The 14,711-nt window shown below is 38.4% G+C and carries 10 protein-coding genes; all 10 read left to right on the top strand.

Going from position 1 to position 14,711, the window contains the following annotated elements:
- Positions 1 to 74: 74 nt before the first annotated feature.
- Complete coding sequence (locus BM086_RS03045) at positions 75 to 3,971, top strand: hypothetical protein (protein WP_175560073.1); 3,897 nt, start codon at positions 75 to 77, stop codon at positions 3,969 to 3,971.
- A gap of 160 nt (positions 3,972 to 4,131) precedes the next feature.
- A complete protein-coding gene (locus BM086_RS03040; RefSeq protein WP_092323180.1) occupies positions 4,132 to 5,460 on the top strand; it encodes a CobW family GTP-binding protein in 1,329 nt (442 codons plus the stop codon).
- A gap of 64 nt (positions 5,461 to 5,524) precedes the next feature.
- Positions 5,525 to 6,484, top strand: coding sequence for a TIGR03943 family putative permease subunit (locus BM086_RS03035; RefSeq protein WP_092323177.1), 960 nt, complete (start codon positions 5,525 to 5,527; stop codon positions 6,482 to 6,484).
- 13 nt (positions 6,485 to 6,497) lie between these two features.
- Complete coding sequence (locus tag BM086_RS03030) at positions 6,498 to 7,547, top strand: putative ABC transporter permease (protein WP_092323174.1); 1,050 nt, start codon at positions 6,498 to 6,500, stop codon at positions 7,545 to 7,547.
- 151 nt (positions 7,548 to 7,698) lie between these two features.
- Positions 7,699 to 7,962 (top strand): 30S ribosomal protein S20, encoded by a 264-nt coding sequence (gene rpsT / locus BM086_RS03025; RefSeq protein ID WP_092323171.1) that lies wholly within the window; start codon positions 7,699 to 7,701, stop codon positions 7,960 to 7,962.
- Positions 7,963 to 8,051: 89 nt separating this feature from the next.
- The gene (lepA, locus tag BM086_RS03020; RefSeq protein WP_092323168.1) at positions 8,052 to 9,860 is read left to right on the top strand and encodes a translation elongation factor 4; all 1,809 of its coding nucleotides are present in this window, start codon (positions 8,052 to 8,054) and stop codon (positions 9,858 to 9,860) included.
- Between the two features lie 17 nt (positions 9,861 to 9,877).
- A complete protein-coding gene (gene hemW / locus BM086_RS03015; protein ID WP_092323165.1) occupies positions 9,878 to 11,041 on the top strand; it encodes a radical SAM family heme chaperone HemW in 1,164 nt (387 codons plus the stop codon).
- A 117-nt stretch (positions 11,042 to 11,158) separates the two neighbouring features.
- The gene (gene yfbR, locus BM086_RS03010) at positions 11,159 to 11,752 is read left to right on the top strand and encodes a 5'-deoxynucleotidase (RefSeq protein WP_092323162.1); all 594 of its coding nucleotides are present in this window, start codon (positions 11,159 to 11,161) and stop codon (positions 11,750 to 11,752) included.
- Positions 11,753 to 11,898: 146 nt separating this feature from the next.
- Entirely contained in the window at positions 11,899 to 12,960 is a 1,062-nt protein-coding gene (locus tag BM086_RS03005) for a type IV pilus twitching motility protein PilT (protein WP_092323159.1), read from the top strand.
- A gap of 182 nt (positions 12,961 to 13,142) precedes the next feature.
- Entirely contained in the window at positions 13,143 to 14,711 is a 1,569-nt protein-coding gene (locus tag BM086_RS03000; protein WP_092323156.1) for a YifB family Mg chelatase-like AAA ATPase, read from the top strand.

Below are 14,711 nucleotides of genomic sequence, written 5' to 3'. Positions count from 1 at the left end.
AGAGAGCGAAACTATGGATTACCTTTTTCATTTTTTCTGCTTTTTTGCGCAACGAAAAGGAGAAAAGTGGATTAATGAAAAAGAAAGACAAGACAAATAATTCGATCAAGGAGCTTCTGAAAAAGTTAAAGCGACATGACACGAAAGTAGTGGCAGTAGCGGTGGTAATTGCTCTTGCTTTAAGCGCAGGACTGATCTATATCAGCACGCCGATCGTGGCTACCAGTGCAACTGAGGAGTTTGCAGAAAATGAGAAAAAGGCAAATAAGGAAACATCAGATAAATTAAAGGAAATTCATGATTACTTAAATGAGCTTGATAAGACAGTTACAGGAAATAAGGAAAGTCTTAAGACTATAAATGAGATTGCAAGCAGTAGCAGCACTAAGGACACAATAAACAATAATACAGAGAAACTTCACACACAGTCCAAAGAAATCAAGTCTGACACTCAGAAAATCATTGTCGAGACAGAAAAGATCACAACAACGATCAGCGAAAAGGTGACAGAACTTGATGAAAAGCTTACTGAAGTTAAGACAAGCATAAGTGAGACAAATAATAAGATTGAGACACTCACCACAACGATTGACAACGGCTTAAGTGAGAACAGGGAAGCAATTGATAACGGCTTTAAGGAAATAGAAGCTGAACTTGCCAAGATTCAGGAAAGCTTTGAAAAGGCACAGCAGCAGACAAAGGAACTTACAGATAGCCTTGAAAAGAGCATTAAGGAAGGTGACGATTCAATAAATGAAAGTATTGATGAGAAGTCAGAGAAACTTATCGAAACTCTTGAAGCAATGAATAAGAATATGGAGAACTGTAATTCCCAGACTATAAGCGCTTTTAGAGATGATATTTCAGGCCTTCGCAGTGATGTGAACAATCTTTTGTCACAGCTTGATAATAGCGTAAAGAACTCAGAAAATTCAATTCTTGGACGCATCGGGCTTTTAAGTGATGGAATTGATAAATGGTTTAGCAGTACTAATAAGAGCATTGATGATGGATTTACAGGTACTTACAATACCATTAATGAAAAATATGAACTTACAAATAAAAATATGGAAAACTATTTTGTTCAGTCAAATAGCAGTATATTCGAAAAAATCGATAGTTCCAATGCTGATATAAATAATAACATCAGTCAGAGTGCTCAGAATTTAAGCGAGAAGATAGACCAGAAAAGTGCCGGTATAAGTGAGAATATTGATAAGACGGGTGCAGGGCTGAATGAAAAGCTTGATCAGGTAAAGAACGATATAAATACTGCAATTTCCAATTCTAATAGTGATATCAATGAAAAAATAGATAATTCAACAAACACTATTAATGAAAATATCAATAAGACCAGTACTGAAATTAGCGGAAAAATCAATCAGACAGGCAGCGCAATCAACAACAATATCACAGAAAAATTTGAACAGACTAATAACAATATAAATGAAGGGTTCGATCAAACTAACAATAATATAGATGAGAAGATTTCAAAGACAGATAAGAATATAAATGACAGGTTTGATAAGACTGACAAAAATATAAATGACAAATTCGACGAGACAAATAGAAGTATTAATGAGAACTTCACTAAGACAAATGACAATTTTAATAACAGGCTGGACCTGACAAAGAACGATATAACTACTGCAATTGTAGGTTCTAACAGTGATATCAGTGAGAAAATAGAAAAATCAACAAACAATATTAATAGCAATATAAATAAGACCAATACTGACATTGGCGGAAAAATCGATCAGACAAGCAGCACAATCAACAACAATATCACAGAAAAGCTTGACCAGACAAATAATAGTTTTAACGAAAAGATCACAAATATTCACAACAGCATGATTGAAAAGCTTGGAAATTCAGATAAAGAGATGTCTGACAAGCTTGACAAAGTAAGTAGTGATATCAACGAAAAACTTGATAAAGCAAATAATGATATTAATGAGAACATCAGTAACACAGCTAATGGAATAAATGAAAAGCTGGATAACAATAACAAGAATTTAAATGAAAGACTTGATAAGTCTGATAAGGAAATGAGCGAAAAAATTGCGCAGACTAATGAAGCACTTGCTCAGGGAATTACCACAATAAATAACAATACCAATGACAAGACCAAGCAGATCAATAAGAATATCAACAATAAGTTTACACAGAATCAGACATATATCAAAAATGAGCTTGATACAAATAAGAAAGACATCGATGAAAAAATTGATGGTGTAAATACAAGTCTTGGCGAGAAATTTGAAAGTCTACTAAAAAGCATTACTGGTGGATTTAATAAAGCAGAGAAAAACTCAAATTCCAGATATGAGAAGATAAATAAAAATGTCAATGACAAGATAAATCTTGCAAATCAGAATGTTAATGAAAAAATCGAGCAGACTAATAATAATGTGAACCTCAAGATTGATGAAGCTAACAAGAACGTTAACGATAAGTACAATAAGACCACTAAGAACGTTAATGATAAAATTTCTCAGACAGGAACAAGCATTACCGGAAAGCTTGATGCTACAGGAAAAGATATAAATGGTAACCTTGCAAGTACAGGAAAAGACATAAATGGAAAGATTACATCAACCGGAAAAGAAATAAACGGCAAGATCGATACTGTAAATAACAATATGACTAACCAGTTTAACAGTATTAACAAGAATATGGATACCAAACTTAATAGTATTGATAATTCAGTTTCTACTAACGTGGGAAATCTAAGAGAAGTGCTTGAAAAAAGTATGAATGGAATTAATTCCAAGTTTGATTCGGTTTTTCAGCGTGTGAGTAATGGAAAGAAGTTATTGGCATCCACATTGCTCACTAAAGGCGTTAAGATCAGAGAGGATGCCACATTTGCTGAGATAAGTGACGCTATAGCAAGTATTGAGACAACAGTAGTTATAGAAAATATGCCCGGCAAGATTTCTTATGACAGGCATTATCACCTAGACGGTAATGACAAGAAGTGTAACAAAGAGCAGGTTGGTGAAAATAGAAAAGGCGGATGTTTTACAAAACCGATATATCATGTTCATACAGATGCCTGCATGGGCACGTCAGTTAGTTATGAATATTTCACTGCGACAGATGTAGTAGAACTTGGTCCTACAAGTGTAATCAATGGACAACAATATCGTAATTATCATTGTAATTATTGCAATAGTGATTTTGAGGGAACAAACCCATGGCACTACGAAGTTACCAGTGTTTATAGTGATATTGCTGGCAGAGGAGAAGTGACTTACGTAAAAGAAATAACTAATAATACACTTAGCTGCGGTAAAAATAACACTACTATTGATGGATATGCGCCTGACTGCGGATACGTTTATGGACAGATTCTTAAAGCTCATATCGACTATAGCGGAAACAAAAACAAACTTCAGACTTCAATGCTTCTAGATTCTGCTGAAGGTAGTTTTTTAACAGGAAAAGAACTTGAAGCAAGGCTGATACAGTTTGATGTAAAAGAACTGGAAGAGTTTGGAAATGCAGAGTGGGATATTTATGGAGAAGTAGATGCAGCGGAAGAAGATGATTCTGAAGAAATTCTCCTTGAAGAAGGCATGGAAGATAATGATGATGAGATAAATCCGGAAAAAGGTAAGAAGAAAAAAGATAAATCCTCTTCAAAAAAGAAGAAAGCAAGTGCAGATACTGCTATTGAGGAAGAAAATATTTCTAAAGCTGTAGAGGCAGAAGAAAACAGCGATGCTATTATTGATGAATTTGCCGATGATACTTCAGATGTTGAGGAAAATGCAGATTCTTTACCTGAGGCTATTGAAAAATCGCAGGATGAGAATGAAGAAGAACCTGTGATTGAAGAACTGTCAGATGTGTCTGGTAGCGAAGAAAACAATGATACAGCAAAGGACAACATAGGAACGGAAGATGAGGAAAATCAGGAGCTGGAAGAAGCCATAAATGAGGAAAATGATAATGCTAAAATGTGAATAATCTCTTTACTTAATGTTTTACTTGATGGTTCATGTTACTGTTCGGACAGAATGTGCTTTTGCCGCCCCATCCTTGACATGTTTTCAAAATGTGCTATAAAATGTTTTGTGTTGTAGTAGATGTAGCACATAATTTGTGCAGAATGGAGTGGTAAAAATGACTAAGATTGATATTATATCAGGCTTTTTGGGTGCAGGTAAAACAACACTTATAAAGAAGCTTTTAAAAGAAGCATTAAATGGAACAAAGGTTGTTCTTATTGAAAATGAGTTTGGAGAAATCGGTATCGACGGTGGATTTCTTAAAGAGGCAGGAATTGAGATTACAGAGATGAATTCAGGATGCATCTGCTGTTCTCTTGTAGGAGATTTTGAGACTTCACTTAAGCAGGTTATGGATCAGTATGCACCGGAGCGTATCCTTATTGAGCCATCAGGTGTTGGCAAACTTTCTGATGTTATGAGAGCTATTCAGAATATTGCAGATGGTTCTGCTGAAATGGAACTCAACAGCGCTGTTACTGTTGTTGATGTTTCAAAGGCTAAGGTTTACATCAAGAATTTTGGTGAATTCTTCATTAACCAGATTGAAAATGCAGGCACAATCATTCTTACAAGAACTGATAAGGCTGATCAGAAGAAGATTGAAGAGGCAGTTGAATTAATACGCAAGCACAATGACAAGGCTACTATAATCACAACTCCTCTTGATCAGATCACAGGAAAAGAAATCCTTGATACATTCGAAGGAAATAATGATCTTGAGGCTGAGCTTTTGAAGCAGGTTATGGAGGAAGAAGAACATCACCATCATCACCATCATGATCATGGCAGCCACAAAGTTGTTATGGAGGATGGATCTGTTGTTTACAGAGCACATCATGATGACGATGAAGATGAGGATGAGCACGAACACCATCATCACCATCATGATGAAGATGAGGACGAGCATGAGCACGAACACCATCATCACCACCATGATGAAGATGAGGACGAGCACGAGCACCATCATCACCACCATGATGAAGATGAGGACGAACATGAGCACCACCATCACCACCATGATGAAGATGAGGACGAGCACGAGCACCATCATCACCACCATGATGAAGATGAGGACGAACATGAGCACCACCATCATCACCATGATGAAGATGAGGACGAACATGAGCATCATCATCATGACCATGATCATGCTGCACATGATGTCTTTGTGAGCTGGGGAATGGAAACTCCTTTGAAATATACAAAGGACGAAATTGAGAAGATGCTTTCTCAGCTTGAGGATGAAGAAAAATATGGTATTGTTCTTCGTACTAAGGGCGTAGTTCCTACAGCTGATGGTAAGTGGATTGAGTTTGATTATGTTCCGGGCGAAGCTGATGTAAGAGATGGCGCTGCTGATGTAACAGGAAAGTTCTGCGTTATCGGATCAGGTCTTAAGGAAGAAAATCTTGAAAAGCTCTTCCGCAGAGTAGGATTCTAATTACTGTTTAGACAGAAATAAGCACGTAGCTGTGCATTTCGTGAGATAATAATTCGATTTGTTTATGATTAGGAGAGAAAAATTGAAACCGGTATATATAATTAATGGATTTCTCGACAGTGGTAAGACGGATTTCTTCCGTTATACACTGGGACAGCCATATTTCAGAACTAAAGGAAAGACACTCCTTATAGTTTGCGAAGATGGTGAAAATGACTACGAAGAAAAGCTTCTTAAGTCTACAAATACTGTTCTTGAGCGCATAGAAGATGAAGAGGACTTTAATCCCAATGCACTTATAGCACTTGATGCTAAGCATAATCCTGAGCGAATTCTTGTTGAATACAATGGAATGTGGAATTTTAAGAATTTGCGACTTCCTGTTATGTGGGGACTTGAACAGCAGATTACTATTATCGATGCCTCTAATTTTGAGCTTTATTTTAATAATATGAAATCTCTTTTAGCTGAGCAGATACGTAATTCTGATCTGATTCTGTTTAACCGCTGTGACGGAATTGAGGACCTTGCTTCCTATAAAAGAAATGTTAAGGCTATCAATCAGAAGGCAGATATTATTTTTGAGGATAAAAACGGTGAAGTGGATGTGACTCTTGATGAGGATCTTCCATTTGATCTAAATGCCAATCCTATTGACCTCAACAACTATGGCTATGGAATGTTCTATCTGGATGCTCTTGACCATGTTGAGCGTTATGAAGGAAAAACAGTAAGATTTAAGGCTATGGTTCTTAAACCTGAGGAGTTCCCGGATAACAGATTTGTGCCTGGAAGAATGGCAATGACATGCTGCGCACAGGACATGCAGTTTTTGGGTTTTGCCTGTGAATATGAAAATACAAAAGACCTTGTTGAGAAAGACTGGGTTTTAGTAACAGCAAAGGTTGCAAAAGAGTATGTGGCTGAATATCAGGGAGAAGGACCTGTCTTAAAGGCTATTTCAGTGGAAAAAACTACTGCTCCTGAGAATCAGGTCATAGACTTTTCTAATCCTGAACAGTAATTAGGAGTGGGGTATGTTTAACTATTTGCCATTGCAGTGGCTGTTTCTATTCTATTTTTATAGCTTTTTGGGCTGGTGCTTTGAATCTGCATATGTGACGGTGATGGAAAAACATCCGGTAAACAGGGGCTTTATGAGAGGCCCTTTTTTACCGCTTTATGGCAGCGGCGGAATTATGATGCTGGTTGTATCAAGACCTTTTTATGATAATGTTTTTTTGGTCTATATAGCAGGATGCATCGGAGCGACAGTGCTTGAATATGTGGTTGGAGTTTTGATGGAAACTCTGTTTAAAGTCAGGTATTGGGATTATTCTCACAAAAAGTTTAATTTTAAAGGCTATGTATGTTTGGAATCCACGCTGGTGTGGGGAGTTTGTACTATTGTATTTTCACATTATTTACAAATACCCGTGGAAAAAGTGATCTGTTCCATACCATACAATTTTTTGACAATCTTTACAGTGGTTCTTACTGTGGGTGTAAGTTGTGATTTTATGTTGGCGTTCAAGACAGCGATAGAACTTAGAGATATACTTCTTTACATGGAAAAAGCCAAGTATGAAATGGCAAGAATGCAGAAAAGGCTTGATGTCATCATTGCATTCAAGGGCGAAGAGGTTAAAGAAGGAATTGGCAGCAAAGTTGAGGGAATCAGCAACGGCATCAGCAATACTGTTGAAGGTATCAGCAATGGCATAGGCAATACAGTTGAGGGAATCAGTAACGGCATCGGTAATACTGTGGAAGGTATCAGTAATGGTATCGGTAGCAGGATGGATGTGCTTAGTTCTTCTTTGGAAAAGTCTTTTAGCAGTATAAAAGAAAAAATAAGACTAAATCCTTCTGCGTATGTAGGAAGCGTCAAAGAAGAAGTAATTGAGCTATATACCAAGTACTGCGTTCTTATGGACAGAGTTACTCCACCACCTGTGAAGTCATTTTTTGAGTGGTACAGAACCCGCACTATCATGGGAAATCCAAGCATGTATTCAGAGAGATTTAAGACAAGTCTTGAAGAAATAAAGGAACGCGCGTCAAAAATAAGGAACGGTCGCGGCTGAAATTTGGGCAAAAGGTAATTTTAGAAGCTATTGACATTTCGACAATTTTAATCTATTATAACCTAGTATGTGAAGTTAACTGTCCGTGTCCGGCTTAACCCACTTACCAGGATAATTATAATTAACTATAGTTTTTGTTTCGGAGGTAATTATGGCAAATATCAAATCCGCCAAGAAGAGAATTCTTGTTAATAAGAAAAAGGCTGAGAGAAATCAGATGATCAAGTCTGCAGTTAAGACTGAAGTTAAGAAGGTTAGAGCTGCAATTGAAGCTGGTAACAAGGAAGAGGCTGCTAAGGCACTTCTTGCTGCTACATCAGCAATTGATAAGGCTGAGTCAAAGGGCGTTCTCAAGAAGAATACTGCTTCAAGAAAGGTTTCTCGTCTTGCTCAGGCTGTTAACAAGCTTGCATAATTAGTTTTGTTTTATTGATTTAAAAGATTAGATAAAACCTCGCATCTTCTCACCGGTGCGAGGTTTTTTTAAAAAACGAGGAAGAATTAGTGGATCAGAGTAAAATTAGAAATTTTTGTATAGTTGCGCATATAGATCATGGTAAATCTACCCTCGCGGATAGAATGATTGAAAAGACAGGTGTTCTTACCAGCAGGGAGATGCAGAATCAGGTTCTCGATAATATGGATATCGAGCGTGAGAGAGGAATTACAATTAAATCCCAGGCTGTCAGAATGATCTATAAGGCCAAGGATGGGGAAGAATATACTTTAAATATGATTGATACGCCCGGACATGTGGATTTTGGCTATGAGGTTTCACGTAGCCTTGCTGCCTGCGACGGAGCGATTCTTGTAGTTGATGCTACACAGGGAGTAGAGGCACAGACTCTTGCAAATGTATATATGGCGCTTGACCATGACCTTGATGTTTTCCCTGTAATAAATAAGATTGATCTTCCCAGTGCACAGCCACAGGAAGTAAAAGATGAGATTGAGGACGTTATTGGAATTGAGGCTCAGGATGCACCTTTGATCTCTGCCAAGAATGGTATTGGCATTGAAGAGGTACTAGAGGCAGTTGTTTCCAAAATTCCTGCGCCGGAGGGGGATAATGACAGCCCTCTTAAAGCTCTTATTTTTGATAGTATATATGATTCTTATAGAGGTGTTATTGTCTTTGTCCGTGTAAGAGATGGTTTCATTAAAAAGGGCATGAGAGTTAAATTTATGGCAACTGATGCTGAGGCAGAAGTTGTTGAGGTTGGATATTTTGGCCCAGGAAGATTTATTGCCAGTGACATTCTTTCATCCGGCGAGGTTGGATATTTTACCGCTTCTCTTAAGAATATTAAAGATACCCGCGTAGGTGATACAGTTACAAATATGGAAAATCCTTGTACTGAGGCACTTCCTGGATATAAGAAGGTTATGCCGATGGTTTACTGCGGACTTTATCCTGCAGATTCCGCGCATTATTCAGACCTTAGAGATGCTTTGGAAAAATTGCAACTTAATGATGCTTCTCTTTTCTATGAACCTGAGACATCACAGGCATTGGGATTTGGATTCAGAGCAGGATTTTTGGGACTTTTGCACCTTGAGGTAATCCAGGAGAGACTTGAAAGAGAGTATGATCTTAATCTTGTTACAACTGCGCCATCTGTTGTTTACAAGGTTCATAAGACAGACGGAACATGTTTTGACCTGACAAATCCTACAAACCTTCCTGATCCTTCGGAAATTGAATTTATGGAAGAACCAATTGTTAGTGGTGAGATCATGGTGACCACAGATTATGTTGGGGCAATCATGCAGCTTTGCCAGGAACGAAGAGGCAAATATTTAAGTACTGATTACATCGAGCAGTCAAGAGCAATACTTAAGTATGAGCTTCCCCTTAACGAGATTATTTATGATTTCTTCGATGCACTTAAATCAAGATCAAGAGGATATGCATCTTTTGATTATGAGCTTAAGGGCTATGAAAAGTCAGACCTTGTTAAGCTTGATATCCTTATCAACAGGGAAGAAGTGGATGCACTTTCATTTATTGTTCATAAAGAAGGTGCTTACGAGCGTGGACGCAAGATGTGCGAGAAGCTTAAAGATGAGATACCAAGGCACATGTTCGAGATTCCTATTCAGGCTGCTGTTGGCGGAAAAGTTATAGCAAGAGAAACAGTAAAAGCCTATAGAAAAGACGTTTTGGCTAAGTGCTACGGCGGTGATATTTCCCGTAAGAAGAAACTTCTTGAGAAACAGAAGGAAGGAAAGAAGAAGATGCGTCAGATCGGTAACGTCGAAGTGCCTCAGTCAGCCTTCCTTAGCGTATTAAAGCTGGATAGCACAGATTGATTTGAGTATTGCTAATTATGAGTAAAGAACTTTCAATATACGTGCATATTCCTTTCTGCGTCAGAAAATGTTTATATTGCGACTTTCTGTCTTTTAATGCAGAGGAAAAAAAGATAGAAGAGTATTTCAATGCTTTAGAAAAAGAGGTGATACTGTCATCAGAAAAGTACAGTGACTATTGCGTAAAGTCTGTATTTTTTGGAGGGGGTACACCTTCTTTTCCTAAGGCCGAAAATATTTGCAGGATACTTGAGAAAATAAAAGAACGTTTACGATTTGATGCAGATGCGGAAATAAGCATAGAAGTAAATCCGGCATCCGGTGTAATGGATAAGCTTATTATGTACAAAAAAGCCGGTTTTAACCGAATCAGTATCGGAGCGCAGTCATTAAATGATGATGAACTAAAAAAGCTTGGCAGGGTACATGATGCGAAGCTTTTTTATGAAACCTTTGAAAATGCGAGAAATGCGGGCTTTGACAATATAAATATTGATGTGATGAGTGCTCTTCCGGGGCAGAATCTTGACGGATATCTTGAGACGCTAAAGAAAGTGATTTCATTAAAACCGGAGCATATTTCGGCATATAGTCTTATTGTGGAAGAGGGGACGCCTTTTTATGATATGGAGCTGAATCTTCCTGATGAGGATGAGGACAGGTTAATGTATCATGAGACTAGAAAAGTCCTTTTAGAAAGCGGATACCACAGATATGAGATTTCAAATTATGCTTTGGACGGATCAGATGAAAACTTTGAAAAGTACGAGTGTTATCACAATAAAGTGTACTGGAGAAGGGGAAACTATCTTGGGCTAGGGCTCGGAGCGGCTTCAATGATAGAAAATGTCAGATGGAATAATATCACGCATTTTGAGTCTTATATTGAAACTCTTACCGGGGAAGAGCCTGATATAAAGCTTATAATGGAAAATGAGGAGAGGCTTTCCATTGAATCGCAGATGGAAGAATTTATGTTTCTGGGGCTTAGGCTTATAAAAGGGGTTAGCAGAGATAAGTTTGAAAAGGAATTTGGTAAATCTGTATTTGAGATCTATGGTGAAGTGATTGACAAATACGTTAAAATGGGGCTTCTTGAAAATGATGGTGAGTATCTTCGCCTTACAGAAAAGGGACTTGATGTCAGCAATACGGTGATGGCGGATTTTTTGTTTTCATAATTTTCAAACGATACATAACATTATTTTTAATCTTCATATCATAATAATGTATAACTAAAATTGCGGATTATTATGTAGTGAGGCACAAAGCATAAATACAAAAAAAAGGGGATTACAATGAGTTACAATTTTTTTGCACTTATATCAAGAATGAAATATATAGACAGATGGGCTCTTATGAGAAATACAAGGGCAGAGAACCTGTGTGAACATTCAATGGAGGTTGCAATGATAGCGCATGCGCTTTGCACTATCGCAAATGTCCGCTACGGCAAGAGCCTTGATGCCAATAAGGCTGCGCTCATAGGTCTTTATCATGATGCATCTGAGATAATAACAGGAGATATGCCTACACCTGTAAAGTATTTTAATCCTGACATTAAGCAGGCATACAAAGAGGTGGAAAAGGTTGCTGATGAAAGGCTTTTAGAGAAACTTCCTGATGACCTCAAACCTGCTTTTGATGAGATATTCAGGCCTGATGGAACAGAAGAGGATAAATATATCAGGAAGCTTGTGAAGGCTGCAGATAAATTATCTGCCCTGATCAAATGTATAAGCGAAATAAATGCCGGGAATACGGAGTTTAGAACCGCCAAAGAGACAACTGGAAAAGCAATCAGAGGGCTCTATCAGGATTATCCTGAGGTTCTTGATTTTGTGGATGAATTTCTTGCGTCATACGGAAATACATTGGATGAACTGACCTGACGAACTTCAAATTTGCTTTTTATACGAAAAAACGTCATAATATTATTAAAGAAACATGGAAAGTTGCCGTTGGGGCAGAGGTGATTCATTATTGAATAGTTGATTGTGAAAACACTAATTATTGTGTTACGTATAGGAGTGAATGTATGTCTCAGATTGAAGATATCTTGAGAGAAGCTAAGGAAAAAGGCGCATCAGATGTGCATGTTACTGTTGGTCTTCCACCTAAGATGAGACTTAACGGTAAGCTTATAGCCATGGATAATTTTCCTAAGATGCTTCCGCCTGATACCTGGGCTATTGCTGAAGAAGTAATGAATGAGAAACAGAGGGAAAAGCTTGAGGAAAACGGACAGCATGATATGTCTTTTTCTATACCGGGCGTGGGCAGATACAGGCTTAATGTGTTTAAACAGAGAGGCTCGGTTGCAATGGCGTTTCGTGTGGTTGCAAGTGAGATTCCTTCTGCAACAAATCTTGGAATTCCGCAAGGTGTAGTTGATCTGTATATGAAAAAACGTGGTCTTGTTCTTGTTACAGGGCCTACTGGAAGTGGAAAATCAACGACGCTTGCTTCTATTATCGATATGATAAATAACAGCAGAGAGGCTCACGTTATTACTCTTGAAGATCCTATTGAGTTTACATATCAGCATAGAATGTCTATTGTAAACCAGAGAGAAATCGGAACTGATTCCAATAGCTATGCAAATGCATTAAGGGCAGCACTTCGTGAAGATCCGGATGTAATTCTTGTGGGAGAGATGAGAGACCTTGAAACTATCAGTACTGCGATCACGGCGGCTGAGACAGGACATCTGGTTCTTTCAACTGTCCATACGATAGGCGCCAGCAATACTGTGGACAGACTTATAGATGTTTTTCCTTCACATCAGCAGCAACAAATACGAATACAGCTCGCAAGCGTGCTTGAAGCTATTATTTCACAGCAGCTTATTCCTGCAAGTGATGGCGTATCGAGAGTGGCAGCCTTTGAGGTATTGCATGTCAACAGTGCTGTGCGAAATCTTATCCGTGAAGGAAAATCTCATCAGCTTATCACGGTTATGCAGACTAACAGAAAACTTGGAATGATCTCTATGGATGATGCTATTATGGAGATGTACCGCTCTCAAAAGATTACCAGAGAAATGGCGCTTCAGTTTGCGCAGGATCCCGATACGATGCAGATGAAAATGCTTCGTTAAAAGAAAAAAGTAAATTCTTAAGGAAACATTAATAAAATCATAAGAAAATCTTAAAGATTTTTATGGACGACCTGTTATATAATTAGCAGGTCGTTTTTTCTATGCGTATTTTTTATAAAAACAAAATATTCTATGAATCCATATTTGTCTGGATTTAAAAAATCAAAAATTAAGGAGAATTTATGTTTAGTTCCATCGTTTCGGGAGCTGTTCATGGCATCTCATCCTATCTCATGCAGGTAGAAGTGGATGTGTCGGACGGACTTCCCGGCTTTAATATGGTCGGCTTTATGAGCGGAGAAGTGAGAGAAGCCGGCGACAGAGTGAGAGTTGCATTAAAAAATATAGGAGTAAAGATTCCGTCATCAAAGATAACTATTAACTTATCTCCGGCAGAGATTAAGAAAGAAGGTGTCATAGTTGACCTTCCTGTGGCGATTGGTATTTTGACGTCAATAGGAGAGATTTGTGAGCAGAGCCTTGAAGGAGTTGTGATTCTTGGCCAGCTTGGACTTGACGGAGAAGTAAAGCACATAAACGGCACACTTCCCATTGTTATTAAGGCTAAAGAGGCTGGCTATAAGACAGTTCTTTTACCAAGCTCAAATGCCAGAGAAGGCGCGGTTATTGAAGGCGTTAAGATTGTTGGAGTGGATTCTTTGCAGGAAGCAGTTGCGTATCTTAATGCCGGGGAGGATGAAAGAGATAAATTGATTCCGCCGACTAAAGTTGATATTGAAGAGCTTTTTAGGAGCAGCGAGTATGACAATGTGGGAGTTGATTTTTCAGATATCAATGGACAGGCAGCAGTGAAAAGAGCTGTGGAAATAGCGGCGGCAGGATTCCATCACGTTTTGATAGTTGGGCCTCCGGGTTCGGGAAAGAGCATGGTGGCAAAGAGAATGCCAACTATTTTGCCGCCTCTTTCACTTGATGAGAGCCTTGAGGTATCAACGATTTATTCGGTGGCAGGGATGCTCGGAGAAAATGAAACCCTGATAACAAAAAGACCTTTTATGAGTCCACATCACTTGATCACGGAAACTGCTCTTACAGGTGGAGGGAATGTTCCCCGCCCTGGAGTAATATCTTTATCCCACAGAGGGATTCTTTTTCTTGATGAAATGCCTGAATTTCCAAGGTCAAAGCTGGATCTTTTAAGACAGCCTATTGAGGATAGGAAAGTGAATATAGTCAGAAATAAAGGAAACTTTACTTATCCTGCAGACTTCCAGTTAGTAGGCGCCCTCAATCCTTGTCCATGTGGGTATTATCCGGACCGAAACAAGTGTAAATGCACTGCTAATGAGATCAGAAGATATCTGGGGCATATTTCAGGACCTATTTTGGACAGGATAGATATCTGTGTTGAGGCGCCAAGGATTGATATCGCTGACCTTACGGAAAAGACAAAGCGTGTAAATGAATCAAGCAAATCTATAAGAAAAAGAGTTCTTAAAGCCAGAGAGATACAGCAAGAGCGTTTTAAGGGAACGGATATCAGGTTTAATTCTGAGATGAGTCCTTCGGATATCAAAAAGTATTGCAAACTGGGAAAGAGGGAAGAGAACTATCTTGAAAATGCTTTTTGCAGCATGGATCTGAGCGCGAGGGCATATCACAAAATACTAAGGGTTGCGAGGACTATAGCGGATATAGATGAAAGCGAAAATATCATGGAAATACATTTAATGGAAGCCGTCGGATATAGGATGACAGACGGCAAATACTGGCATCAGTTGGAGGAATGA

This window comes from Butyrivibrio sp. YAB3001 (genome assembly GCF_900112195.1).
Classification (GTDB): Bacteria; Bacillota; Clostridia; order Lachnospirales; family Lachnospiraceae; genus Butyrivibrio.
This window is presented reverse-complemented; position numbering and strand designations above follow the sequence as displayed.